A 22,958-nucleotide genomic window follows, 5' to 3' on the forward strand; every position below is an offset into this window, starting at 1 on the left:
ACCAGGGGTTATTTAATTATGGTCCCGTTGCGGCGAGAAATCCAGGGGGATGGCGGCCGGGATCGGTGTCGATGCCGCCTGCTTTGATGGAGCCCATGCTGCACGGTCTGTGGTCCCCCGAATCGGGCCTACTGCTGTGGCACGACGCGGAGCCGGTCGCCGTGGGGTCGGTGCTCGGCGACATCTTGGACCGCGCCAGGTTCCGGCACCGTGCCCAGGTGTTCGTCGTCGATGCCGCGGGGCAGTCCGGGACCGCCGAGGTGCGCGCGCACGCGCTCGCGCCACCGACGGCGGCCGTTGTGCTGCGCAGCCGGCTGCCCCGCGAGAACATCTCCGGCGATCTGCGGTTCCTCGCCCATGTCGCGCGCGGCATCGAACGGTGGGTGCGGGCCGGGCGCGTGGTGCCCCAGCTCGAGCGGGCCGACGGTCAATGGTGGGTGCGCTGGCGGCTGGTCGGCGGACAACGTCAACGGGCGTGGCTGGCCGAGCTGGCTGCCGCGATGCCATCGGCGCTGCGGGTCGCCGGGTCGCCCTCCGCCGTGCTCGATGACCTGTGCACCCATCTCACCGACCCGATCGCCCGCGAATACCTCGCGCATCGCACGATGACGCACCCGCTGCTGGCCGCGCTCGTCGCCGATACCCCGCTGGACGTCGGCTCCTACCGCCTGTCCGAAACCCTGTCGCAGTGGCGGGAAGGCTACGCCGCCGACGAACCGGAACTCGTGCTTCGCCTGTGCGAACCCGACGGCGAATTCGGCACCACCGACGAATCGGTGGCGCTGTGGCGGCTACAGGTGTGCCTGCGCCCGGTCGACGACGCACCCAAACCTGTTGTCTTCGACGATGATCCGGTGCTCGTGCGGACGGCGGCGGAGAAACTCGGCCAGGCGCGCAAGGCCTATCCGCGTCTGCGTGACCTGCCCACCGATCCGCGCGGCCTCGACCTGCTGCTCCCCACCGAGGTGGTCGCCGACCTGGTGGCCCACGGTGCGCATGCCCTGCAGGAAGCCGGAATTCGACTGCTCCTGCCACGCGCCTGGAACATCGCCGAACCGAGTATGCGGTTGCGGGTGAGCAGCCCCGCCGCCGCCGAATCCACGGTCGGCCTCAGCGGACTGCTCTCCTACCGCTGGGAATTGGCGCTCGGCGATCTGGTGCTCACCCCGGCCGAGATGGCGCGGCTGATCAGCAGTAAATCGGACCTGGTCCAGTTGCGCGGCGAGTGGGTGCAGGCCGACCATCGCGCACTGGCCGCGGCCGCCCGCTATGTGGCGCAGCACGCCGACGACAGCCCGATCACCTTGGCCGACATGATCGGTGAACTCGCCGCAGAGCGGGTCGACAATGTCCCGGTCACCGAGGTCACCGCCGACGGCTGGGCGGCCGAATTGTTCGCCAGGGAGAGCGAGCCCGAGCCGGTTCCGGTGCCGGTCGGCCTGAAAGCCCAGCTCCGGCCCTACCAGGAGCGCGGTCTGAGCTGGCTGGCCACGATGAGCCGGTTGAACTGCGGCGCGATCCTCGCCGACGATATGGGTCTGGGCAAGACCGTGCAGGTGCTGGCGCTCCTGGTCCACGAGCGAGAAGTCGAGCCGGGGACCGGACCGACGTTGCTGGTGTGTCCGATGTCGGTGGTCGGTAACTGGCAGCGGGAAACGCAGCGGTTCGCGCCTGACCTGCGCGTGCTCGTGCACCACGGCCCCGGACGGCTCGTCGGTGCGGAATTCGCCGCGGCGGTGGCTGATTCGGACCTCGTGATCACCACCTACGCACTGCTCGCCCGCGACGTCACCCTGCTGAGTGAACAGCGGTGGGAGCGGATCGTGCTCGACGAAGCGCAGCACATCAAGAACGCGGTGACCAGGCAGGCGCGTGCGGCCAGGGCCCTCACCGCTCGACATCGATTGGCGCTCACCGGAACTCCGGTGGAGAACCGTCTGGAAGAACTGCGCGCCCTGTTCGACTTCGCCATGCCGAAACTGCTCGGCAGCCCGCAATCGTTCCGCGCCAAGTTCGCGGTGCCGATCGAACGCGAACGCGACCAGCAAGCCATCGACCGACTGCGCTTGATCACCGATCCGTTCGTGCTGCGCAGGCTGAAAACCGATCCGACGGTGATCAGCGACCTGCCAGAGAAGCTGGAGATGACGGTGCGGGCCAACCTCACCGTCGAGCAGGCCGCCCTCTACCAGGCCGTTGTCGACGACATGCTGGAGAAACTCAAAGACGCGAAAGGCATGGCGCGCAAGGGCGCTGTGCTCGGCGCGCTGACCAGGCTCAAGCAGGTCTGTAACCACCCCGCGCACTATCTGGGCGACGGTTCGCCGATCCTGCGCCGCGGCGGGCATCGCTCCGGCAAGCTGGCCCTGGTCGAGGACGTGCTCGACGCGGTGCTCGCCGATGGTGAGAAAGCGCTGCTCTTCACCCAGTTCCGCGAATTCGGCGACCTGATCCTGCCCTACCTCACCGAACGGTTCGGCACTCCGATCCCGTTCCTGCACGGTGGTGTGGCCAAGCAGCGACGCGACGACATGGTGACCGGTTTCCAGGGCGGGAACGGCCCGCCGCTGATGTTGCTCTCGCTCAAGGCGGGCGGCACCGGCCTCAACCTCACCGCCGCCAATCACGTGATCCACCTGGACCGCTGGTGGAATCCCGCGGTGGAGAACCAGGCCACCGACCGCGCGTTCCGGATCGGCCAGCAGCGCGCGGTGCAGGTCCGCAAGCTGGTGTGCGTCGACACCATCGAGGAGCGGATCGACGAGATGATCAACGGGAAAAAGCAATTGGCCGATCTGGCCGTCGGTGCGGGGGAGAACTGGATCACCGAGATGAGCACCGACGAACTGCGCGAGCTGTTCACTCTCGGCGCCGAGGCGGTGGGTGACTGATGGCCGACTTCAGCCAGTTCGGTCCGCGTAAACCGGTCCGCGGCGGCGCTCAGGCCCGCGGCGGTTTCGGGCGGACCTGGTGGGGCAAGGCGCTGCTCGACGCGGTGGAGCAGGTGGCCGACGCGGGCAGGCTCTCGCGCGGACGCACCTACGCCAGGGTCGGGCAGGTGGTGAACTACCGGATCGAACGCGGCGCGGTGACCGCGGAGGTGCAGGGCAGCCAGCCCAGCCCGTTCACCTCGGTGCTGTCGATCCGGCCGCTGCGCGAAGAGGAAATCGACCTGTTGCTCGCCGAGATCAGACAGGCGCCCGGCATGCTCGCCGAGATCGCCTCGGGCGCGCTCCCACCGGCCCTCGGTCCGCACCTGCTACCGACCACCGCCTCGGAACTGGACTTCACCTGTAGCTGCCCGGACATGGGCTGGCCGTGCAAGCACGTCGCCGCGGTCTGCTACCTGCTCGCCGAGCGCCTCGACGAACAGCCCAGCGAGATCCTCACCCTGCGCGGACTCGACCTCGACACCCTCATCGGCGGCGTCGAGAAGTCCGCGCGCACCGCCGATTCCGATGACCCCTACGGCGACGAACTGGTCCTGCCGGAGCTGCCCCGCATCGAATTCCACGCGGTCATCGAGGACCTCGACGCGATACCACTGCGTCGCGCGCTTCGGATGTCCACCGAGGACGAGCCGACCGCGGCAACCGGACTACGCGAATTACGCTCGCTCTATACCGAATTCGACAGCTGAGTCAGTCCAGCTCGTACTCGAACCAGATGTGATGTCCGCCTTCGGTATCCACGTACAAGGCGCCGGTTCCGGTGATGCCGGTGAGCTCCCCGGTGCCGCTGGCGGGGACGATGTGGAAGAACTCGGCGGTGCGGTCGGTACCGCCGGTGGTGGCCGAGTGGACGAAGTTGAACGCACCGGCCTTACCGTTGAGCGCACCCTCGAACGACTCCATCGCGAGGTAGGTGCCCGCACCGGTGTTCATGTCGAAGGCGGCGGTGAACAACGTGGCCGAGAGCCCTTCGATCTCGCCCGCGTAAGCCTTCGTCATGGTCGAGACGCCGACCGGCATCCCGGTGACGATGGGCGGCTGCGGCGTCAGCTCGGTGGGATCGAACGCGGTGACCTCGAAGGTGCCGATGGCTTTCATGCGCCGATGTTAAACCCGCCCACCGACAGAAACCGGCGAGCGGGGTGGCGATTCACGCGGTCGGCTCGATCCGGTAGAACCGGATGGCATTGCCGCCGAACACCTTCCGCAGGTCGTCGGTGCTCGCACCCGCGTCGCTCAGACCGGTGGCCACCGTCTCGGCTGCGCCACCCAGGCTGGTGATCGGCTTGTCGACCGGAAAGTTGGACCCCCAGATCAGCCGGTCGGCACCGAAGACCGCCAGCGCGTGCGCCAGCAGCGGACCCACCCGCCCGAGCAGCGCGGGCACGGGCGTCGGGGAGTCGCGTGGCGGTATCGGATGCCCGAGCACCGGCATCATCAGCCCGCTCACCTTGGCCACCACGTTCGGCTGCGCGGCCAGATCGGTCAGGTCTTCACGCCACCGATCGAAAACGACCTCGCGCTGCCTGGCGGTGTGCCCGGTGTTCTTGCCGACCGGCCCGAAGATCCCCGCCGGCGTCCCCAGGTGATCGAGCACGATCGGCACCTCGGGAAACCGTTCGGCCAGCGCCGTCACCTCGGGGAGCTGCCCCGAATACACCCACGCGTCGAACGAGAGCCCCCGCTCGGCGAGCTGTCCGAAGCCGTTCAGGAAGGCCGGGGAGGTGAGCGCGCCGTCGTGCGCGACGTACGACTTCACGGCGGGATCCGGGTGGTAGGCGACCATCGCCCGGATGCCGTGCAACAGCGGCGACGCGGATTGATGCGCGTCGAGCACCGCACCGAAGTCTCCGGCGGCGGGGTCGGCCGAGCCGATGATCGTGGCCAAGGCGGGCGTGTCGACGCCGAAGGGCAGGCTCGCCACCCACCGCGTCTCGTCGGGCTTCCAGCCCGTCCATTGCGCCTCTATTTCCACGACCGATTCGACCGGCGTGTTTCCCAGGTCGTCGCGATAGTCGGCAGGCAGATAGGGCTTCAGGTAGGCGCTGGGGGCGCCGACGAATTCGCGGTCACGGCGCGGGGCCAGCCGTGCCGCGATATCGACCGGCACAGGCAGATAGCGCATCAGTTTCGCCAGCTTGCTGAACGCGCGTGGCGTGGCATGTGGATCCCACTGGTGAATATGGGCATCGATGATGTCGAAGTCGGTCAGATCCATGCTGTGCGTCCCGTCGCCGCCGCTGGCAAAGCTCACGGCGATTGTCACACGCCTGCGGCGGAGAGCGACGGATTACGCTGCTCAAACTGTGCGCCGATACTGCCCTCCCACCGCGAAGAAGGCATCGGTGACCTGCTGCAACGTGCATACCCGCGCCGCGTCCATGAGCACATCGAAAATATTGCCGTCGGTGTGGGCGACCTCGGTGAGCCGGGCCAGCGCGCGATGGGATTGTTCGCTGTGTTCGGTCTGGAAACTGTGCAGCCGGTCCAGTTGGGAGCGGCGTTCGGTTTCGGTGCCGCGGGCCAATTCCAGCGGTGCGTGCGCGGTGTCGTCGTCGCGGCCGCGGAAGGTGTTCACCCCGACGATCGGCAGCGATCCGTCATGTTTGCGCTGCTCATAGCGCATGGACTCGTCCTGGATGCGACCGCGCTGGTAGCCGGTCTCCATGGCGCCGAGCACCCCGCCGCGTTCGCTGATCCGCTCGAATTCGACGAGCACCGCTTCCTCGACGAGATCGGTGAGTTCGTCGACGATGAAACTGCCCTGTAGCGGATTCTCGTTCACGGCCAGCCCCCATTCTTTGGCGATGATGAGCTGAATCGCCAGTGCGCGGCGCACCGAGTCCTCGGTGGGGGTGGTCACCGCCTCGTCGAAAGCGTTGGTGTGCAGGCTGTTGCAATTGTCGTAGACGGCGATCAGCGCCTGCAGGGTGGTGCGAATGTCGTTGAACTGCATTTCCTGTGCGTGCAGCGAGCGACCCGAAGTCTGCACGTGGTACTTGAGTTTCTGGGCGCGTTCACCCGCGCCGTACCGGTCGCGCATCGCGATCGCCCAGATCCGCCGGGCAACCCGGCCGATCACCGTGTATTCGGGGTCCATGCCATTGGAGAAGAAGAACGACAGATTCGGGGCGAAGTCGTCGATCGCCAGCCCGCGCGCGAGATAGGTCTCCACATAGGTGAATCCGTTGGCGAGGGTGAAGGCGAGCTGACTGATAGGGTTCGCGCCCGCCTCGGCGATGTGATATCCCGAAATCGAGACCGAATAGAAATTCCGGACGTCGTTGCGCACGAACCATTCCTGCACATCGGCCATCATGCGCAGGCTGAACTCGGTGGAGAACAGGCAGGTGTTCTGGCCCTGATCCTCCTTGAGGATGTCGGCCTGCACGGTGCCGCGCACGGTCGACAGCGTGCGTGCCCGGATCTCGGCGGCTTCCCCGGACGTCGGCTCGCGGCCTTCGCTCTCGGAGAAGCGTTGCAGCGCTTGGTCGAGAGCGGCATTGAGGAAGAAGGCGAGGATGGTCGGGGCGGGGCCGTTGATGGTCATCGAGACCGAGGTGGTCGGGGCGCCGAGGTCGAAACCGCCGAACAGGGTGCGCATGTCCTCGATGGTGGCCACCGAGACGCCCGAGGTGCCCACCTTGCCGTAGATATCGGGACGCTCGGCGGGATCGTGGCCGTAGAGGGTGACCGAGTCGAATGCGGTGGACAGGCGGGTGGCCTCGGCGTGGGCGCTGAGGACCTTGAAACGACGATTGGTACGGGCCGGATCGCCCTCGCCCGCGAACATTCTGGCGGGGTCCTCGTTCTCGCGTTTGAAGGGGAAAACGCCCGCGGTGAACGGGAATCGGCCGGGGAGGTTCTCGGCGCGCAGGAAGCGCAGGAGTTCGCCGTCGTCGGTGTAGCGGGGGAGCGAGACGCGGGGAATGCTTGTGCCGGAAAGGGACTCGCGGCGCAGGGGCGTGCGCAGTTCGCGATCGCGGATGCGGACCACCTGTTCGTCGCCGCGATAGCTCTCGGCGACCGTCGGCCATTCGGCCAGCGCTGTGGTCGAGTCCGCCGACAGCGTCGGGCGGGCCCGAGTGAGCAGGTCGGCGACCGCCGCGTCGTCGGGGAGTTCGTCGTGGACCAGCGCCAGCCGTTGAATCCGCTGGGCCGCAGCGGCTTCGCGCTGCGTATCGGCGTGGTAGCCGCGCACCGTGTCGGCGATGTCTGCCAGGTAGCGGACCCGCGACGGGGGCACGAGCTGGGCGAAGCGGGTGGAGACCGAGGTGTCGACGCGGGGCAGCGCGCCGGGTTCGAGCGTCAGGCCGTGTTCGGTGAGCAGGCCGGTGAGGTGCTGGTACAGCGCCGTGACGCCGTCGTCGTCGAAAGTCGCGGCGCTGGTACCGAAGACGGGCATGTCAGCGGGGCTTGCGCCGAATTCCGCACGGTTGCGGATCAATTGGCGCGCCACATCGCGGACCGCGTCTGCCGCGCCACGGCGTTCGTACTTGTTGATCGCGACGACGTCGGCGTAGTCGAGCATGTCGATCTTCTCGAGCTGGGAGGCGGCGCCGAACTCCGGCGTCATCACATACAGCGCCACATCGACGTGGTCGACGATGCCCGCGTCACCCTGGCCGATGCCGGGGGTCTCGAGGACGACCAGGTCGTAACCGGCGGCCCGGCAGGCGGCGACCATGGTGTCGATATCGTCGGGCAGTTCGTGATTGCCGCGGGTGGCCAGCGAACGGAAGTACACGTGATCGCCGTCGAGGGCGTTCATCCGGATGCGGTCACCGAGCAGGGCGCCGCCTGCTCGCCTGCGGGTCGGGTCGACCGCGAGTACGGCGATGCGCAGCTTGTCCTGCTGGTCGGTGCGGAGTCTGCGTACCAATTCATCGGTGAGGGAAGACTTTCCGGAGCCGCCGGTGCCGGTGATGCCGAGCACGGGGACGCGTCGCTTGGCCGCCGCTGCCACGATCGCGGCTCGGTCGGCGGTCGGCAGCGCACCCTGTTGCAAGCAGGTGATGGTGCGCGCCAGCGCGTTTCGGTCGCCGGTGTAGAGCGCGTCGAGGTCGGGGGCGGTTCGCGCCGGGTCGATATCGCAGAGCTGGATCAGTTCGTTGATCATGCCGGGCAGGCCGAGGCGCTGACCGTCCTCGGGGGAGAAGATCCGAACGCCGCTCGCGGCGAGCCGCTCGATCTCCTCGGCGACGATCACCCCGCCGCCCCCGCCGAAGATCCGCACATCACCCGCCCCCGCCTCGCGCAAAGCCTGCGCCAGGTATTCGAAGAACTCGATGTGCCCGCCCTGATACGAGCTGACCGCGACGCCCTGCACGTCCTCCTCGATCACCGCGTCGACGATCTCGCGCACCGATCGGTTGTGCCCGAGATGGATCACCTCGGCGCCCTGGGCCTGCAGAATCCGCCGCATGATGTTGATCGCCGCGTCGTGTCCGTCGAATAGGGCCGCCGAGGTCACGAACCGCACCGGATTCACAGGAACGTGCAGGCTCATGACTGCCTCCGCCATGTAGTAGAGCGCCCGATACTAGGACATCAAAGTAATTCTAGTGTGAACAGCATCACTCCGCCGCCAAAACGCCCACCCAGGTTTCGGCGGAATCGCCGCCGCGGGTCGACATACTCGACGGATGGTTCGCGAGCATCGGGTGGACGTGGCGCTGGAGCGGCTGGTGGCGTCCGGGGTGATCAGTGGGGAGCAGCGGGGCGCGGTGCTGCGGGCGGTCGACGAGCAGGAGCGGGCCGCTCGCCCGAGCGGGGGACGGGTGGCCGCCGAGATCGTGGCGTACGTCGGGGCCGGACTGGTGGCCGCCGGTCTGGGGTTGTTCGTCGACAAGGCGTGGGCACAGGTGGCGCAGTCGGGGCGGGTGGTGTTGCTGGTGGTGGTGGCCGGGTGTGCGATGTGGGGAGCGGTGGCGTTGGCCGGTGGGTGCGCGGGGGTGTTCCGGCGGGTGCCGATCGCGTCAGCCGGGCGGGTGCGGTTGGCCTCTGTGCTGCTCGTGCTGGCGGCGGGAGCGTCGGCGGGGGCGGTGGCGACGGCATTCGGTGCGCACGATGGCGACGAAACGGCGATCGCGGCATCGATCGCGGGACTGCTCGTCGCGGCGCTGGGGTATCTGCTGGTACCGGGCTTGTTCGGCATGGTCGCCGTGGCCGGTTTCGGTGTCGCGAGCATCCTGAGCGTGACCTCGGAGCTGTTCGATGTCCGATCGCCGTGGGAGGGGATCGCGCTGATGGTGTTCGGCGCGCTGTGGTTCGGACTCGCATGGGCTCGCCTGCTGGTGGCCGAATGGGCCGGATATCTACTCGGCGGGGTGATCGCGGTGATCGGCGCGCAGTCGGTGACGTTCGGCGAATCGCTGTGGCGGCCCGGCCTGACCGCGTTGATCGGGGTGCTCTGCTTCGTGCTGTACGCGCTTCGGCGCGACGCCGTGCTGGTGCTCGGTGGGGCGGCGGGGATCGCGGTCGCGGTGGTGCAGGTGGCGGCCGATTACACCGCTGGTGGGCCGGTCGTCGCGTGTGTGGTGCTGGGGATCGGCGCCCTCGTGCTCACCGCCGGGGTGGTCGTCCTGGTCGGCAGGAAGCGAGGACCCGGGGTCTGATCAGCGGATCAGTGTTGTTTCCTGGGCTCGGATCGTGCGGAAGAATCTGGGGCCAACGTCGGAGCCGTCGTGGTTGTAGCTGTCGATGATCTCGGCGAGTTCGTCGGCGAGTCGGCGTAGGTCCTCGGTGGCGGTGATGCGGTCGAACTCGTCGGGCTCCCAGCCCCACGACGGCGGTATGTCGGTGATGGTGACGACGATCTGGTCGGCGAACGGGGTGGTGACGGCGACGGTGAGCTCGGCGGGAGCCGCGGCGAGGGGGCTGTGGACGGTGACCTCGCCGGGCGCGCCCGCGGTGGCGAACGTGCGGGCGAAGGCGATGTCCTCGCGGACCGATTCGACGATCGACGCGGTACTCGCATGCCTGCCCGCACGGTGGTGACGCGAGCCGTAGACGCGGTCGGGGGCACCGGAAGTGGTGTGACCCACCGATTTTCGGAGCAACCTGTCGAGCATGCGCTCCGCGGTGGCGCGCTCGCCCTCGCCGGTGTTCTCGTGGTCGATCAGTGCGCGCAGGCGGGTGATCCGCACGAAGTGGTCGCTGCCCATGTCGACGATTGTGCCGCAAATCGGACGCGGTGGAATGCGTCACAGACGGCGTGCCACAGTTTCAGCGCAGCGCGCATTCGTCGGCCGTTGCGCAGGACCGGAGGTACGCGTCACCGGAAGGCGGTACGCCTCGGTATCGTCAGCACCATCCGTGACCGTTGATTGACAAGAGGGTGGCCGTGACCGAATTCGAGACGATTCTGCTGGAGCGCAAGGGCGGCACCGACGGGAAGGGCGGGGTCGGCTGGATCACCCTGAACCGGCCCAAGGCGCTCAATGCCCTCAACGCCCAGGTCCTCGACGACGTCATCGCCGCGCTCGACGAACTCGACGGCGACGATTCCATCGGTGCCGTCGTGATCACCGGCTCGGCGAAGGCATTCGCCGCGGGCGCCGACATCAAGGAAATGGCCCCCAAGTCCTACATGGACATGTTCCTGGCCGACTTCTTCGCCCGCTGGGACCGCCTGGCCAACTTCCGCAAGCCCACCATCGCCGCCGTCGCCGGTTACGCGCTCGGTGGCGGCTGTGAGCTGGCGATGCTGTGCGACATCCTGATCGCCGCCGACAACGCCAAGTTCGGTCAGCCCGAGATCACGCTCGGTGTCATCCCCGGCATCGGCGGCTCGCAGCGTCTCACCCGCGCGATCGGCAAGGCCAAGGCGATGGATCTGATTCTGACCGGCCGGATGATCGGTGCCGAGGAAGCCGAGCGGTCCGGGCTCGTCTCGCGGGTCGTGCCCGCCGACGAACTGCTCGACACCGCGCTCGAGGCCGCACAGACCATCGCGTCGATGTCGCTGCCGGTCGCGATGATCGCCAAGGAGGCGGTGAACCGCTCGTTCGAGACCACCCTCGCCGAGGGCCTGCTGTTCGAACGCCGGGTGTTCCATTCGCTGTTCGCGACCGAGGATCAGAAGGAAGGCATGGCCGCCTTCGTCGAGAAGCGGCCGCCGAACTTCAGCAACCGCTAGTTCGGTTTCCAGCTCGGCGCGCCGTCGACGAACTCCGCCGTAGCCGGCGCGGTGCCCTGTTCAGGGGACCGCGCCGTGGTGTTGTGGTTGCTGAGCAGGCCGGCGACCGTGCCACCGAGGGTGGCGGTCACCGCGACCGCGGCGAGAAGTTTTCGGCGGCTGTCCGCACGGGGCGGGACTGCGATCGCACCCGTACCCCGTCGCGGCATGCGTAAGCGCGCCGAGGGACGGCGGGCGCACAGCAGCACCGCGCCGCGTGCCGAAACATATTCCGGCTCAGGGTCGTACACGATCGGCAGGCCGATCAGCTGCGCCAGATCCGCGCGCAGGCTCGGGTTGCGGGTGCAGCCACCCAGCAGTGCCAGCGCTCCCGGCCGCACGCCCGTCTCCTCGATCAGCAGGCGCACGAACGAGGCCGAATGATGCAGTCCCGCTTCGCAGAGCGCGGCCAGGTCGCTGCGGGTCAGCACCGCGCGACCACCGGTGTCGGCATCGGCGGCGGTGACGACTCTGGTGCGGCTCAACGATTCTCGGTGTTCGCGGCTGGCGTGCGCGTCGGCGCAGACGCCACTGCGGGCGAGTTGCCAGCGTAGGAGCGTGTCGTAACCGTTGCCGCTGAGGACGGTGCTGCGTTTGCCCGCGAGGATGGTTTCGGTGCGGCAATCGGCGTGGGTGATGGTCAAACCGGAGCTGCCGAGGTCGTAGAGCATCACCGAGTCGGTGGCGGGCAGCAGGCCGGTGAATCGCAGATAGCGCAGCTGGGCGAGTGGTTCGTCGACGATCGCGAAGTCGGCCTGACCGGCGGCCGCCCTGATCGCGTCGGCTTGTAGTTCGCTGCGGCAGGTAACAGCGGTGCCGGAGATGTACTCGTCGCGTGCTGCCGCCGCCGCGCGCATGCGGTCGATCGCGGTGAGTACCGATTCTTCCACCGAGCCCCCGGCCCGGCGCGGTACCTGGATCCGGTCGATGGGCGGCATGTGGGGCTGATCGGAATGGGTCAACACGGCGCGGGCTCCACCCGCGCCCGCCGATACCCCGAGGATCAGCACCATGGGCTACATCGTGGACCTTTTCGCGCTAGCTGCCAAGGGGGTCGGCCGAAGATTCTCCAGTCGATTGCCAGGTCGCGTGGAATGCGAGGTTTTCCGGGTCGTCGACGTCGAAATCACCCGCGTCGTGACGGAATTGTGCCAGCAGCCGTAACAGGTCGCGGCCCTGGTCGGCGGGCAGGCCGGGTTCGGCGAACACCTCGGCGTTCAGCGCGGCCGTGGCTTCGGCCACGGATTTCCTTCCCGCGCTGGTGATTTCGATGAGAGTTGCCCGTCGATCACTGGGATGCGGAACGCGAACAACCAGCCCGGCGGCTTCGAGCCGATCGACGGTATTTGTCACGCTCGTCGGATGCACTTGTAGCCGCGCACTCGCCTTGGCCATCGGCAGAGCGCCGGTGCGGCTGAAACTGAGCAGTTGCAGGAGTTCGTAGCGGGAGAACGTCAGGCCGGAAGGTTTGAGCGCCTCGTCCACGCGCGCCATCACGATCTGCTGCGCCCGAACCAGCGAGGTCACCAGCGCCATCCCATCGGCGACCGACTCCCAGCCGTGGGCGACCCACTGCCGGTAAGCCTCGGCAATGGGGTCATGGGAGAGCGGTCTGGGCCGTGACATGAAAACGATCATTCCACGACCCAGCCGCTTTACCCCACAGAGCGAGCGGCGGGAATTGAACCCGCGTAGACGGCTTTGCAGACCGTTGCCTTACCACTCAGCCACGCCCGCCTCGCCATTGATAGTGCCGTGTGCCGGTGCCAACGGCGAGGGTTGGGATCAGTGTGATCGCAATGATCAGTAGGCGGACAGGTGCCTGATCAGAGACCGTTGGGGGAGTCGACGGCCACTACAAAGGACGACTCGCCACTGTGTCGGTGTCCTGTGTCACACTCGCCCACGATGAGCCGCCACACGACTTTCCGGTACTGCCTCGACCCCACGGTCGAGCAGTCCGTCATGCTCACCCGGCACGCCGGAGCGGCCCGGTTCGCGTTCAACCAAAGCCTCGCCTTCGTGAAAACCGCCCTCACCAAACGCAAAACCTGCCCAGAGCATCCGGTCCCGTGGACCCGATTCGACCTGATCAACACGTTCAACACCTGGAAGAAGTCCGAAGCCGCAGGACGGGTCTTCGCTGTCGGCGCGGACCGGGTCGCCGAGATTCAGGTGACCGGGTTGGCGTGGCGTAGCCAGGTGAGCCAGCAAGTCTTCGAGGAAGCTGCCGTCGACTGTGGTCGAGCCCTGGCCGCCTTCTCGGACTCCCGGACCGGCAAACGTGCAGGTAGGAGGGTTGGGTTTCCTCGATTCAAGAAGAAGTCAGCAACCGTCCCGGCGTTTCGGATCCGCAACAAAAACACCAAGGCCGGATGGGCAGCGATCCGAATCGGTGGTGACCAGATCGCGCGGTCGGTGATGTTGCCTGGGATCGGTGCGATCCGGGTGCGCGATGACACCCGCCGACTGCGGCGGATGCTCACCAAGGGACGGGCGAAGATTCTCTACGCCACCATCTCCTTCCGGGCGCGCCGCTGGTGGATCAGTCTGGCCACCGAAGCATCCGATCTGCACCCGGCTCAGCATCACCAGCCGCGAGAACACAACGATGACGGTGGTTGGGTCGGGATCGACCGCGGGTTGGGAGTTTTCTCGGTTGCCGCGACCGCCGACGGGGTCGAAATCGCCCGCATCAACAGCGCGCCCAAACCCTTGGTTACCGAGCTGGATCGGCAACGCCGTCTGGCGAAGTCGTTATCGCGGAAACGGAAGGGGTCCCACAACCATCGGCAGGCGGCCGCCCGGCTGGGACGCCACCATCGTCGAGTCGCTGATATTCGCCGTCATTTCGCCCATCAGGTCGCTAACAGGCTGGTCAAAACCCAAGACCGGCTCGTGATCGAAGACTTGAATGTGGCGGGGATGCTCGGCAACCGTTGCTTGGCACGCGCGATCAGCGATGCCGGATGGGCCGACTTCGCCCGCCTGTTGTCCTACAAACAGGCATGGCGCAGCGGCGCACTCGCGACAGCGGACCGCTGGTACCCGTCGACCAAGAAGTGCTCTGCCTGCGGCACAATCAACCCAGCCCTGTCGTTGGATGATCGAGTGTTCTTCTGCGGGTGTGGTTTTCGTGCAGATCGTGACCACAACGCGGCAGTCAACCTCGCCAAATGGCCGACGGCGCAACAGGACTTTTCACGATCCCCGGACCCCCGAGCAGGAGGCCGGGTAACCAATGTCCGCCGACGGGAAGGCGCTGACCGACATCTTGTAGGTGTCGGTGAAACCGGCCCGGTAGACGCGGGAACCGACGTTCACGCCACGCAGGTGGCGTAAACCGACGACGCCCGAGAAGGGCGGTGTCTGGAAACCATCCGGATTTCCAGACACGCTGGAAACCACTCAGCCGCGCCGCGGCCACGAGATTCGGGATCAGGATGATCACAATGGTTAGTAGGCGACGGCGGGGCCGTGGATGGTGAGGCGGACGCGGTCGGCGGTGGTGGGGGCGGCGATGCCGGTGCGGCGGACTCGCACGGTGCCTGCGCCCTCGGCGAGATCGATGGTCAAGATGACGTCGGGGCCGCGGAAGTCGACCGCGGTGACGTGGCCGGAGTGCGGTTCGTCGGCGGCGATCACCTGGGCGGCGAGCTGTTCCGGGCGGATCATCAGGGTCACTTCGCCGGTGGGGGCGCCTGGCTGGACCGGAACGGGGCCGAGCACGGACTTGGCGATGTCGGCTTCGCAGAGGGCATCGAGCAGGACGCAATCGCCGAGGAAGCGGGCGGTGAACAGGTCGGCGGGCTGGTGATAGACCTGCTGTGGCGGCCCGACGTGGGTGAACCGGCCCGCGCGCATGACGGCGACCTGTTCGGCGAAGCTGAGCGCTTCCTCCTGATCGTGGGTGACCAGGATGCTGGTCATGCCCGCGGCGCGCAGCGTGTCGGCGACGGCCTGGCGGGTGGTGGCGCGCAGCCCGGTGTCGAGTGCGCTGAACGGTTCGTCGAGCAGCATGAGGTCGGGTTTGCGGGCGAGCGCGCGAGCAAGGGCGACACGCTGCTGCTGGCCGCCGGAGAGTTGATGAGGTTTGCGGTCGGCGTAGTCCGGGTCGAGGGAGACCATGGCCAGGAGTTCGATGACGCGAGGACGATCGCGGCCAGGGCGAAGGCGGTCGATGGCGCCGCGCAGGCCGGTGTGCAGGCCGTAGGCGATATTGTCGGCGACACTCAGGTGCGGGAACAGGGCGCCGTCCTGGGCGACGTAACCGATCCGCCTGCGCTGTGGCGGTACGCAAAGACCCTGACGGACAACAGTTTCCGATCCGAGCTGCACCGAACCCGTATCGGGGCCCTCGAATCCGGCGATCACCCGCAGCAGCGTGGTCTTGCCACAGCCGGACGCGCCGACCACCGCCGCAGCCGTGCCATGGGGTACGTCGAGGTCGATGTGATCGAGAACCTTGGTGGCACCGAAACTCTTCGAAACCCCTTCGACGACAAGCCGACTCATGCTGTGTCCCCTCGGAATATACGGGCATGCGCGATTGCCCCCAGTTGCTGACCGCTCATACCCCAGCCGCCTTGCGTGACTGGGTGAACAGCAGATACGTCACCGGTACCGCGGCGATGATCATGATCAACGCGTACGGCGCGGCGGCGGCGTAATCGAGTTCGCCCGATTTGGCCCAGAACTGCATGGCCAAAGTGCGGGTGCCGGTGGGTGCGAGGAGCAAGGTTGCGGTGAGTTCGGTTGACACCGCAACGAATACGAGCGCGGCAGCCGAGGCAGCGGCGGGCGCCGTCATCCGCAGGGTCACCCGGAAGAAGGTGGCCGAAGCCGACTCGCCCAGCGACCGTGACACCTCTTCGAGGCCGACCGGCACCTGCGCCAGCCCGGCCCGCACGCTCACCAGTGCGCGGGGCAGGAACATCAGCGTGTAGGCGATCACCACCAGCGACACCGTTTGGTAGAGCGGGGGTGTCCAGCGGATGGTGACGGTCACCAGGGCGAGCGCGATCACGATGCCGGGCAGCGAACTGGTGATGTAGTTTGCGCCCTCGATAAGCCGGGCGAACGCATTCGTCGAGCGCACCGCGATCCAGGCGACGGGAAACGCGCACAGCGTCGTGACCAGCGCGGCCGCGGCCGCCAGGGCAATCGTCTGGCCCAGTGCCGCACCGATTTCCACGGAATCCCACACCGCTGAACCGCCTAACCACAGCCAGCGCCCGATCGTCCACAGCGGCACGCCGAGCGCGCCGACGACCACCGCCACGAGCACCCCGCACAGCGGCACCCGCCACCCACCCAACGCGATCGGCCGCCCGGACCGCGCCGCACCACCGCCGAGCCGGGCGTACCGCGCGTCGCCGCGCAGCAGCGACTCCCCACCGAGCAGCGCCAGGCAGCACAGCACGAGCACCCCCGCGAGCATGCTGCCCGCCGGACCGGCGAAACTGCTCTGGTACTGCTCGAAGATCGCCGTGGTGAACGTGTCGAAACGCAGCATCACGAACGCGCCGTATTCGGCGAGCAGATGCAGCCCGATCAGCAGTCCGCCGCCGAGCGTCGCTAATCGCAACTGCGGCAACGTGATCCGCCAGAAGACCGCCACCGGCCCCGAGCCGAGCGCGCGCGCCGATTCCTCGATCGCCGGATCCAGCCTGCGCAGCGTGGCCGCGACCGGCAGGTACACCAGCGGAAAATACGACATCGTCGCCACGATCACGGCGGCAGACAGCCCGTGCATCGACGGGAAAACGCTGACCCACCCATAACTGTTGACGAACGCGGGCACCGCGAGCGGGGCGACCAGCACCGGCCCCCACCAGGCCCGCCCCGGCACCTCGGTGCGCTCGACCAGCCAGGCCAGCCCGATCCCGAGCACCACGCAGATCGGCACCGTGCACAGCACCAACAGCGCGGTGTTCGCGAGCAGCTCACCCACCCGCGGCCGGAACACCAGCGCGGCGGCCTCACTCGGCCCGGTGTCGAAAAGCACCGAGACGATGTAGCCCAGTGGCACGAACGTCGCCGCCGTCAGCACCAGCGCGACGAGCGTGACGAACACCCCGGGCCGACCGACCCGAGGTGTCGACTTCGCCAGGGCGGCACGCACTTACAGCAGCCCGGCCTCGGTCATCAGCTGGGTGACCTTCTTCGCGTCGAGCTTGCTCGGATCGATCGCGGGCGCCTGCAGGTCGGCCAGCGGCGGCAGCGCGGGGTTCGCGGCGACATCGCTGGCCACCGGGTACTCCATCGAATCGCCGTCGCGCAGCACCTCCTGGCCCTTCTTCGCGGTGATGAAGGCCAGGAACTTCTGCGCGGACTCCTGCTTCTTGCTCGATTTCAGCACGCCGGCGCCCGACACACTGACGAACGCGCCGGGGTCCTGGTTCTTGAAATAGTGCAGCGCCGTGTTCGCGCTGCCCTCCTTGGTCTTGGCCTGGTCGCGGTACCAGTAGTAGTGGTAGATCACGCCACCGTCGGGATTGCCCGCGTTGACCGCCTTCATGGTCGCGACATTGTTCTGCAGGCTGGTCGCGTTGGCCTTCATGCCACGCAGCCAGGCGCGGGTGACGTCCTCGCCCTTCAGCGCGAGCAAACCTGCCACGATCGCCTGGAAGTCGGCGCCGGATGTGCCCGCCGCCCAGCGTCCCTGCCACTGCGGCTGCGCGAGATCCAGCAGCGAGGCGGGCAGCCCGGCGGTCTGGAGCTTGTCCTTGTTGTAGACGAAAACCGTTGCGCGAGCAGCGACTCCGGTCCACTTGCCGGTGGACGGCCGGTACTGAGCAGGCACCTGGTCGAGGGTGGCCTTGTCGACATCGGCGAACAGGCCCGCGTTCTCCACCAGCGCCATGGCGGGGGAGTTCTCGGTGAGGAAGGCGTCGGCGGGGGAGTTGGCACCTTCGGCGACGAGTTGGTTGCCCAGCGCGGTGTCGCCACCCTGCCGCAGGGTGACCTTGATGCCGGTCTCCTCGGTGAACGCCGCGACCCACTCCTTGGTGAGCGACTCGTGCTGGGCGTTGTAGACGGTGATCTCGTCGGCGCTGCCAGAGGAGGAGGAGCAGGCGCTGAGGCCGAGTGTCGCCACGGCGACCGCCATCAGCCCGGCCAGAGGTTTCCAACTGCGCGAGGTCATCGGCGTCCTTCCACCAAGGTTGCCCATCCTATGATGAGGCTTACCTAAGGAAGATACCCCGCCTGACGTGCGGGGATGTGTACGAACGGCGAATCAGAGGCCGGAGAGATCCCGTGCGACGACGTGATCGCGGTGCCGGAATACTGACCGCGGGTCAGGCTGCTCCCGCGGGGTCAGTACCACGCCACGTTCGGTCACGGTGACGATTTCCAGATCGAGTGCGATCAGCGGAACAGATTGTGCTGCAACAGAACCCGGCACCACGGCGGCGAGTGCTACGCCCGCCGCGGCGGCGAGTACTGTCCGGCGCGACGCTCCGCAGCAGCACATATCCCCGGGTAACGGCGGTTGCGGGCGATACCGGGAGACGTCACCGGGTGTTCGGTCAGTGTTTGTTGGCCGGTGCCGAGCAGATCTTCCAGGTGCCGTCTTCCTTGGTGAGGTGCTCCTCGGTGCTCGACTCGGTATCGGGCTCCTCGCCCTCCACCGACAGCGTCAGCTGACCGGTCACCGTCGCCTTCGCGTTGTCACCGGTGATGACGATGTCTTTGACATCGTCGATGGTCACCTGGACCGTCGCCTTGTCGAACTGCTCGCGCTGCTCGGGGGTGAGATTGTCGATCTCGGTGCGGTCGGCCTGGCAGGCCAGCTGCGCGGCGGCGATGAAACCCTCGGAATCGAGCGTGTCGTAGAAATCGCGCACCGCGACATCGATCTGCGTCTCGTCCGACGACAACGGCGTACGCCCCTGCAACGTGAGCACCACACCCGTGACCAGGGCACCGATCACCACCAGCGCGACAACACCGAGCGCGATGAACAACCCGGTCCGCTTCTTCTTCGGCGCGGGTGGCGGTGCGAAAACGTCGGGCCCATCCGGATACTCGGGTCCTGGCGGCCCACCCGCCCCGAACCCCGCGTGTGGATAGCCCGGCGGCCCGGATGGCATCCCCGGACCGACCGGCGGCTGCTGTCCGAAGGGAGGCTGCTGTCCCTCGGGCGGATTCGTCATGGCAACGCTCCTGATGTCATCGGGGGCGCCTGCCCCCACAACGTGTGGAACCGTGCGAGATCAAACCTGACTATCGAAAAAACGAGGCCCCGACCGAACGGACGGGGCCTCGAATTTGTGCCCTCGGCAGGAATCGAACCTGCGGCCTTCTGCTCCGGAGGCAGACGCTCTATCCCCTGAGCTACGAGGGCGGGATAGATGCCGGTCGCGGTGAGGCGATCGGGCAGCGACAGCGTATCGCATCGAGTGCGGTGCGCCAAAAACGGTGCCGGACCGGGGGTTGGGCCGGTCCGGCCGCGGTTGTCAGTTGAAGGGGAGGGGGGTGGCGTTGCGAGCGGCGAGCATGGTGGTCATCAGCTGCGATTCGCCCTCTTGGGTTTTCGACATGGTGGCGGCCAGCGTGCGGACCGAGGTGGTGTCGGCGTGCTCGGCGGCGTAGTCGAGCATCGGGACGCCGCCCTGGTGGTGGCGCAGCATCAGTTGCAGGAACATCGTGTCGAGGGCGGGGCCGGTGGACTGGCGTAGCGCGGTCATCTCCTCCTGGCTCGCCATGCCTGGCATCGACTGCATCGGGCCCGACATCGCGGGTCCGTCCGTCGTACCGCCGTGGTGGCCGGTGCTGCCGTGGTCGTCGGTCATCCAGCCCATGTAGCCGTCGACGTTCTGGTTGGACTCGCCCCACAGCTGCAACCAGGCCTGCATGCGGCCGATCTGGTTCTGCTGAGTGGTCAGGATGTCGTAGGCGAGGCGGCGCACGTCGTTGTCGTTCGAGGCGATCAGCGCCACCCCGGCCATGTCGACGGCCTGCGCGTGGTGGGCCGACATGTCCTGGCTGAAACCGATGTCGACAGCGCTCGGCTCGGGTTCGGAGTTCTTCTCCAGCGGCATCCGCAACAGCACGCCCGCCACGGCGCCCAGCAGTAGCAGACCGATCGCGCCGAGGACGAGCACCGCCCCCGCCGGGCGTCGCGCGCTCGGCTCGGGTGCGATGTCGTCGGGTTCGACCGTGCTCTCTTCCTGCGCGCTCACTACTGACCCGAGGGCAGGCCGCCCGGCACCGGGATGTTCGGCAGGCCGGGGATACCGGAGCCGATGCCGCCGCCGCCGAGTTCGGTCGTGTCAGGGGTCAGGCCCTTACCGTCCATCGGCACCGCTTCTGGACCGTAGGGCGTGGAGTCGAACGGCGGCGGGTTGTTCGCGTCGAAGATCGGGTTCGAGCAGCTCGCGCCGACCTCGGGGTAGGCGTAGGGGTTCTCGCGCAGGGCGGAGATGAACTGCTTGATCCGCGCGTCGTCGGCGTTGTCCAGCTTGAGCTGGTGGCCCCACGACTGCAGCGAGATCGCCGAGTCCAGACCCGGGTACGGCGACATCAGCGAGTACTGACGGCCCTTGACGAAGTTCGACAGCTTCTCGACACCGGCCGCGTCGACCTTGTCGGGGTTGTACGCGATCCAGACCGCGCCGTGCTCGAGCGAGTGCACCGCGTTCTCCATGCGGATCGGCTTGGCGTACACGGTGCCCGTGCAGTTCGCCCAGGCGCCGTCGTGCGGACCACCGAAGGCGGGGGTCTTGTCGTAGGCAACGCGCTGGCTGGCGGTCACGTGCAGACCGGCCGGGTACTCCGACTTCACGACGCCGTCGATCTTGGCCGACGGGTCCTGGTTCTCCTTGGAGGGAACCCATTCCTTGAGGTCGGTCTGGGCTTCCCGGATCGCGGCCTGATCCAGGTACTTGGGCACCAGGCTGTAGGCGAGCAGGCCGATCAGCGCGACGATGGCAACACCGGCGCCGAGCAGTGCCCATGGGGTGTCGCGCTTCTTGCCCGGAAGGTTGCCCTTGCGGGTCTTGCGGGACGGAGACGACTTCCCCGCGGCCCGCACGGCCTTGGCTGATGTGGCGCTGGTCCTGCTAGGCATCGCTCGTTGTGCTCTTTCGACGTGTGGATCGGTGGGTTCATGGCGGGCGGTCGTGGTTGCAAGGGGCCCAGCCAATAGGATAGAGACTCGTGACTCCAGCTGACCTTGCAGATCTCCTTCGTACCACCGCGGCGAAGGTGCTTGTCGAACGCGGACTGGACTCGTCGGTCCTGCCCGAGCAGGTCACAGTGGAGCGTCCGCGCAACCCCGAACACGGCGACTATGCCACGAATGTGGCCATGCAGGTGGCCAAGCGGGTCGGAACCAACCCTCGCGAGCTGGCCGGCTGGCTGGCCGAGGCGCTGTCGGCGACCGAGGGTATCGATGTGGCCGAGATCGCCGGCCCCGGGTTCCTGAACATCCGGCTCGCCGCCTCGGCGCAGGGCGCGATCGTGAGTCAGATCCTGGCCGCGGGGGAGATCTACGGCACCGGGTTCGCGCTGGCGGGCACCAAGATCAACCTCGAATTCGTCTCCGCGAACCCGACCGGGCCGGTGCACCTCGGTGGCACCCGCTGGGCCGCGGTCGGTGACGCGCTGGGGCGCATCCTGGCCGCTCAGGGCGCCGACGTGACCCGCGAGTACTACTTCAACGACCACGGTGCGCAGATCGACCGCTTCGCGAAGTCGCTGGTCGCGGCCGCGCTGGGCGAGCCGACCCCCGCCGACGGTTACGCGGGCGAGTACATCTCCGAGATCAGCGCCGGGATTGTCGCCGCGCATCCCGAGGTGCTCACCCTGCCCGCCGACGAGCGCCACGAGGTATTCCGCAGCGAGGGCGTGCAGCAGATGTTCGCCCAGATCCGGGCGGATCTGCACGAGTTCGGCACCGATTTCGACGTGTACTTCAACGAGAGCGAACTGTTCGCCTCCGGCGCCGTCGAACAGGCCGTCGAGCAGCTCAAGAACTCGGGCAACCTGTACGAGAAGGACGGTGCGTGGTGGATCGCCAGCACCGAGTACGGCGACGACAAGGACCGCGTGGTCCTCAAGAGCGACGGCAACGCCGCCTACATCGCCGGTGACATCGCCTACTTCCAGAACAAGCGTGCCCGCGGCTTCGACCTGGCCATCTACATGCTCGGCGCCGACCATCACGGCTACATCGGCCGGTTGAAGGCCGCCGCGGCCGCGTTCGGCGACAACCCCGACACCGTCGAGGTGCTGATCGGGCAGATGGTGAACCTGGTGCGCGACGGCGTCGCCGTGAAGATGAGCAAGCGCGCCGGCACCGTGGTGACCCTCAACGACCTGGTCGAGCAGATCGGTGTCGACGCCTCGCGCTACTCGCTGGTGCGGTCCTCGGTGAACTCGAGCATCGACATCGACCTCGACCTGTGGACCAAGGCCAGCAGCGAGAACCCGGTCTACTACGTCCAGTACGCGCACTCGCGGACGAACAGCATCATCGGCAATGCCGCGAAATACGCCGAATTCGCTTCTGTGGCACCGGATTTCGCGCTGATGACCTCGGGTCGCGAAGGTGATCTGATCCGCACCCTCGGCGATTTCCCGCGCGTGGTCGCCACCGCCGCCGATACCCGCGAACCGCACCGCATCGCCCGCTACCTCGAAGAACTGGCCGGTGTCTACCACCCGTTCCAGTCCGACGACGACATGCGCGTGCTCCCCAAGGGTGACGACGCCGTCACCGAGCTCAACGCCGCCCGGCTCGAGCTGGTCAAAGCGACCCGTCAGGTGCTGGCCAACGGCCTCGCCCTGCTCGGCGTGAGCGCACCGGAGCGCATGTGAAC

18 protein-coding genes and 2 tRNA genes are annotated in these 22,958 nt (G+C 67.5%); 6 read left to right on the plus strand and 14 right to left on the minus strand.

Going from position 1 to position 22,958, the window contains the following annotated elements:
* Positions 1-95 precede the first annotated feature (95 nt).
* Entirely contained in the window at positions 96-2,891 is a 2,796-nt protein-coding gene (locus tag ACFWPK_RS31065) for an SNF2-related protein (RefSeq protein WP_378921904.1), read from the plus strand.
* Entirely contained in the window at positions 2,891-3,640 is a 750-nt protein-coding gene (locus ACFWPK_RS31070; RefSeq protein ID WP_378921845.1) for an SWIM zinc finger family protein, read from the plus strand. Before ACFWPK_RS31065 ends, ACFWPK_RS31070 begins: the two co-directional genes overlap by 1 nt.
* Before the next feature lies 1 nt (position 3,641).
* On the opposite strand, the gene ACFWPK_RS31075 is transcribed toward ACFWPK_RS31070, so the two are convergent.
* Genes ACFWPK_RS31075 through icmF form a run of 3 tightly spaced genes read right to left on the minus strand, consistent with a single transcriptional unit; the run spans position 3,642 to position 8,460 of the window.
* Positions 3,642-4,049, minus strand: coding sequence for a DUF3224 domain-containing protein (locus ACFWPK_RS31075; protein WP_378921847.1), 408 nt, complete (start codon positions 4,047-4,049; stop codon positions 3,642-3,644).
* 52 nt (positions 4,050-4,101) lie between these two features.
* Positions 4,102-5,205, minus strand: a complete 1,104-nt coding sequence (locus ACFWPK_RS31080) for an amidohydrolase family protein (RefSeq protein ID WP_378921849.1) — start codon at positions 5,203-5,205, stop codon at positions 4,102-4,104.
* A 45-nt stretch (positions 5,206-5,250) separates the two neighbouring features.
* Complete coding sequence (gene icmF / locus ACFWPK_RS31085; protein ID WP_378921850.1) at positions 5,251-8,460, minus strand: fused isobutyryl-CoA mutase/GTPase IcmF; 3,210 nt, start codon at positions 8,458-8,460, stop codon at positions 5,251-5,253.
* 136 nt (positions 8,461-8,596) lie between these two features.
* Between icmF and ACFWPK_RS31090 the strand changes: the two genes are divergently transcribed.
* Positions 8,597-9,568 (plus strand): DUF2157 domain-containing protein, encoded by a 972-nt coding sequence (locus ACFWPK_RS31090; protein WP_378921852.1) that lies wholly within the window; start codon positions 8,597-8,599, stop codon positions 9,566-9,568.
* On the opposite strand, the gene ACFWPK_RS31095 is transcribed toward ACFWPK_RS31090, so the two are convergent.
* Positions 9,569-10,117: a hypothetical protein gene (locus ACFWPK_RS31095; protein ID WP_378921854.1), complete on the minus strand. Its 549-nt coding sequence runs from the start codon at positions 10,115-10,117 to the stop codon at positions 9,569-9,571.
* 179 nt (positions 10,118-10,296) lie between these two features.
* Here ACFWPK_RS31095 and ACFWPK_RS31100 point away from each other — a divergent pair, with 179 nt between their 5' ends.
* Positions 10,297-11,091, plus strand: a complete 795-nt coding sequence (locus tag ACFWPK_RS31100; RefSeq protein ID WP_378921856.1) for an enoyl-CoA hydratase — start codon at positions 10,297-10,299, stop codon at positions 11,089-11,091.
* Here the strand turns inward: ACFWPK_RS31100 and ACFWPK_RS31105 are convergent.
* From ACFWPK_RS31105 to ACFWPK_RS31115, 3 genes are all read right to left on the minus strand, one after another.
* Positions 11,088-12,143: a hypothetical protein gene (locus ACFWPK_RS31105; protein WP_378921858.1), complete on the minus strand. Its 1,056-nt coding sequence runs from the start codon at positions 12,141-12,143 to the stop codon at positions 11,088-11,090. The two genes, ACFWPK_RS31100 and ACFWPK_RS31105, sit on opposite strands and share 4 nt — an antisense overlap.
* Before the next feature lie 25 nt (positions 12,144-12,168).
* Complete coding sequence (locus ACFWPK_RS31110) at positions 12,169-12,756, minus strand: MarR family winged helix-turn-helix transcriptional regulator (RefSeq protein WP_378921860.1); 588 nt, start codon at positions 12,754-12,756, stop codon at positions 12,169-12,171.
* A 40-nt stretch (positions 12,757-12,796) separates the two neighbouring features.
* Positions 12,797-12,867, minus strand: a tRNA-Cys gene (locus ACFWPK_RS31115).
* Positions 12,868-13,038: 171 nt separating this feature from the next.
* On the opposite strand from ACFWPK_RS31115, the gene ACFWPK_RS31120 reads away from it, so the two are divergent.
* On the plus strand, positions 13,039-14,472 hold the full coding sequence (locus ACFWPK_RS31120) for an RNA-guided endonuclease TnpB family protein (protein ID WP_378921862.1): 1,434 nt from the start codon (positions 13,039-13,041) through the stop codon (positions 14,470-14,472).
* A gap of 114 nt (positions 14,473-14,586) precedes the next feature.
* On the opposite strand, the gene ACFWPK_RS31125 is transcribed toward ACFWPK_RS31120, so the two are convergent.
* The 7 genes from ACFWPK_RS31125 to ACFWPK_RS31155 form a co-directional block, all read right to left on the minus strand.
* On the minus strand, positions 14,587-15,645 hold the full coding sequence (locus ACFWPK_RS31125; RefSeq protein ID WP_378921863.1) for an ABC transporter ATP-binding protein: 1,059 nt from the start codon (positions 15,643-15,645) through the stop codon (positions 14,587-14,589).
* Between the two features lie 55 nt (positions 15,646-15,700).
* Positions 15,701-17,254, minus strand: coding sequence for an ABC transporter permease (locus ACFWPK_RS31130; protein WP_378921864.1), 1,554 nt, complete (start codon positions 17,252-17,254; stop codon positions 15,701-15,703).
* Positions 17,255-18,277 (minus strand): iron ABC transporter substrate-binding protein, encoded by a 1,023-nt coding sequence (locus ACFWPK_RS31135; protein WP_378921865.1) that lies wholly within the window; start codon positions 18,275-18,277, stop codon positions 17,255-17,257. It lies immediately after the preceding gene.
* Positions 18,278-18,662: 385 nt separating this feature from the next.
* A complete protein-coding gene (locus ACFWPK_RS31140; protein ID WP_378921866.1) occupies positions 18,663-19,289 on the minus strand; it encodes a hypothetical protein in 627 nt (208 codons plus the stop codon).
* A 118-nt stretch (positions 19,290-19,407) separates the two neighbouring features.
* Positions 19,408-19,480: transfer RNA gene (locus tag ACFWPK_RS31145), tRNA-Arg, on the minus strand.
* Between the two features lie 112 nt (positions 19,481-19,592).
* Positions 19,593-20,318 (minus strand): DUF305 domain-containing protein, encoded by a 726-nt coding sequence (locus ACFWPK_RS31150; RefSeq protein WP_378921868.1) that lies wholly within the window; start codon positions 20,316-20,318, stop codon positions 19,593-19,595.
* Entirely contained in the window at positions 20,318-21,205 is an 888-nt protein-coding gene (locus ACFWPK_RS31155; RefSeq protein ID WP_378921870.1) for a DUF3105 domain-containing protein, read from the minus strand. Before ACFWPK_RS31155 ends, ACFWPK_RS31150 begins: the two co-directional genes overlap by 1 nt.
* An 89-nt stretch (positions 21,206-21,294) precedes the next feature.
* On the opposite strand from ACFWPK_RS31155, the gene argS reads away from it, so the two are divergent.
* On the plus strand, positions 21,295-22,956 hold the full coding sequence (gene argS / locus ACFWPK_RS31160) for an arginine--tRNA ligase (RefSeq protein WP_378921872.1): 1,662 nt from the start codon (positions 21,295-21,297) through the stop codon (positions 22,954-22,956).
* Positions 22,957-22,958 lie beyond the last annotated feature (2 nt).

The sequence above is a fragment of the Nocardia sp. NPDC058519 genome, from assembly GCF_042719755.1.
Taxonomy (GTDB): Bacteria; Actinomycetota; Actinomycetes; order Mycobacteriales; family Mycobacteriaceae; genus Nocardia.

Bases quoted from the DNA above. Each gene is read 5' to 3' on its own strand.
- ACFWPK_RS31090 (WP_378921852.1), top strand. From the start codon at position 8,597: ATGGTTCGCGAGCATCGGGTGGACGTGGCGCTGGAGCGGCTGGTGGCG.
- ACFWPK_RS31155 (WP_378921870.1), bottom strand. From the start codon at position 21,205: ATGCCTAGCAGGACCAGCGCCACATCAGCCAAGGCCGTGCGGGCCGCG.
- ACFWPK_RS31095 (WP_378921854.1), bottom strand. From the start codon at position 10,117: ATGGGCAGCGACCACTTCGTGCGGATCACCCGCCTGCGCGCACTGATC.
- ACFWPK_RS31065 (WP_378921904.1), top strand. From the start codon at position 96: ATGCTGCACGGTCTGTGGTCCCCCGAATCGGGCCTACTGCTGTGGCAC.
- ACFWPK_RS31140 (WP_378921866.1), bottom strand. From the start codon at position 19,289: ATGACGAATCCGCCCGAGGGACAGCAGCCTCCCTTCGGACAGCAGCCG.
- ACFWPK_RS31135 (WP_378921865.1), bottom strand. From the start codon at position 18,277: ATGACCTCGCGCAGTTGGAAACCTCTGGCCGGGCTGATGGCGGTCGCC.
- ACFWPK_RS31070 (WP_378921845.1), top strand. From the start codon at position 2,891: ATGGCCGACTTCAGCCAGTTCGGTCCGCGTAAACCGGTCCGCGGCGGC.
- ACFWPK_RS31120 (WP_378921862.1), top strand. From the start codon at position 13,039: ATGAGCCGCCACACGACTTTCCGGTACTGCCTCGACCCCACGGTCGAG.
- ACFWPK_RS31105 (WP_378921858.1), bottom strand. From the start codon at position 12,143: ATGGTGCTGATCCTCGGGGTATCGGCGGGCGCGGGTGGAGCCCGCGCC.
- ACFWPK_RS31125 (WP_378921863.1), bottom strand. From the start codon at position 15,645: ATGAGTCGGCTTGTCGTCGAAGGGGTTTCGAAGAGTTTCGGTGCCACC.
- icmF (WP_378921850.1), bottom strand. From the start codon at position 8,460: ATGAGCCTGCACGTTCCTGTGAATCCGGTGCGGTTCGTGACCTCGGCG.
- ACFWPK_RS31110 (WP_378921860.1), bottom strand. From the start codon at position 12,756: ATGTCACGGCCCAGACCGCTCTCCCATGACCCCATTGCCGAGGCTTAC.
- ACFWPK_RS31075 (WP_378921847.1), bottom strand. From the start codon at position 4,049: ATGAAAGCCATCGGCACCTTCGAGGTCACCGCGTTCGATCCCACCGAG.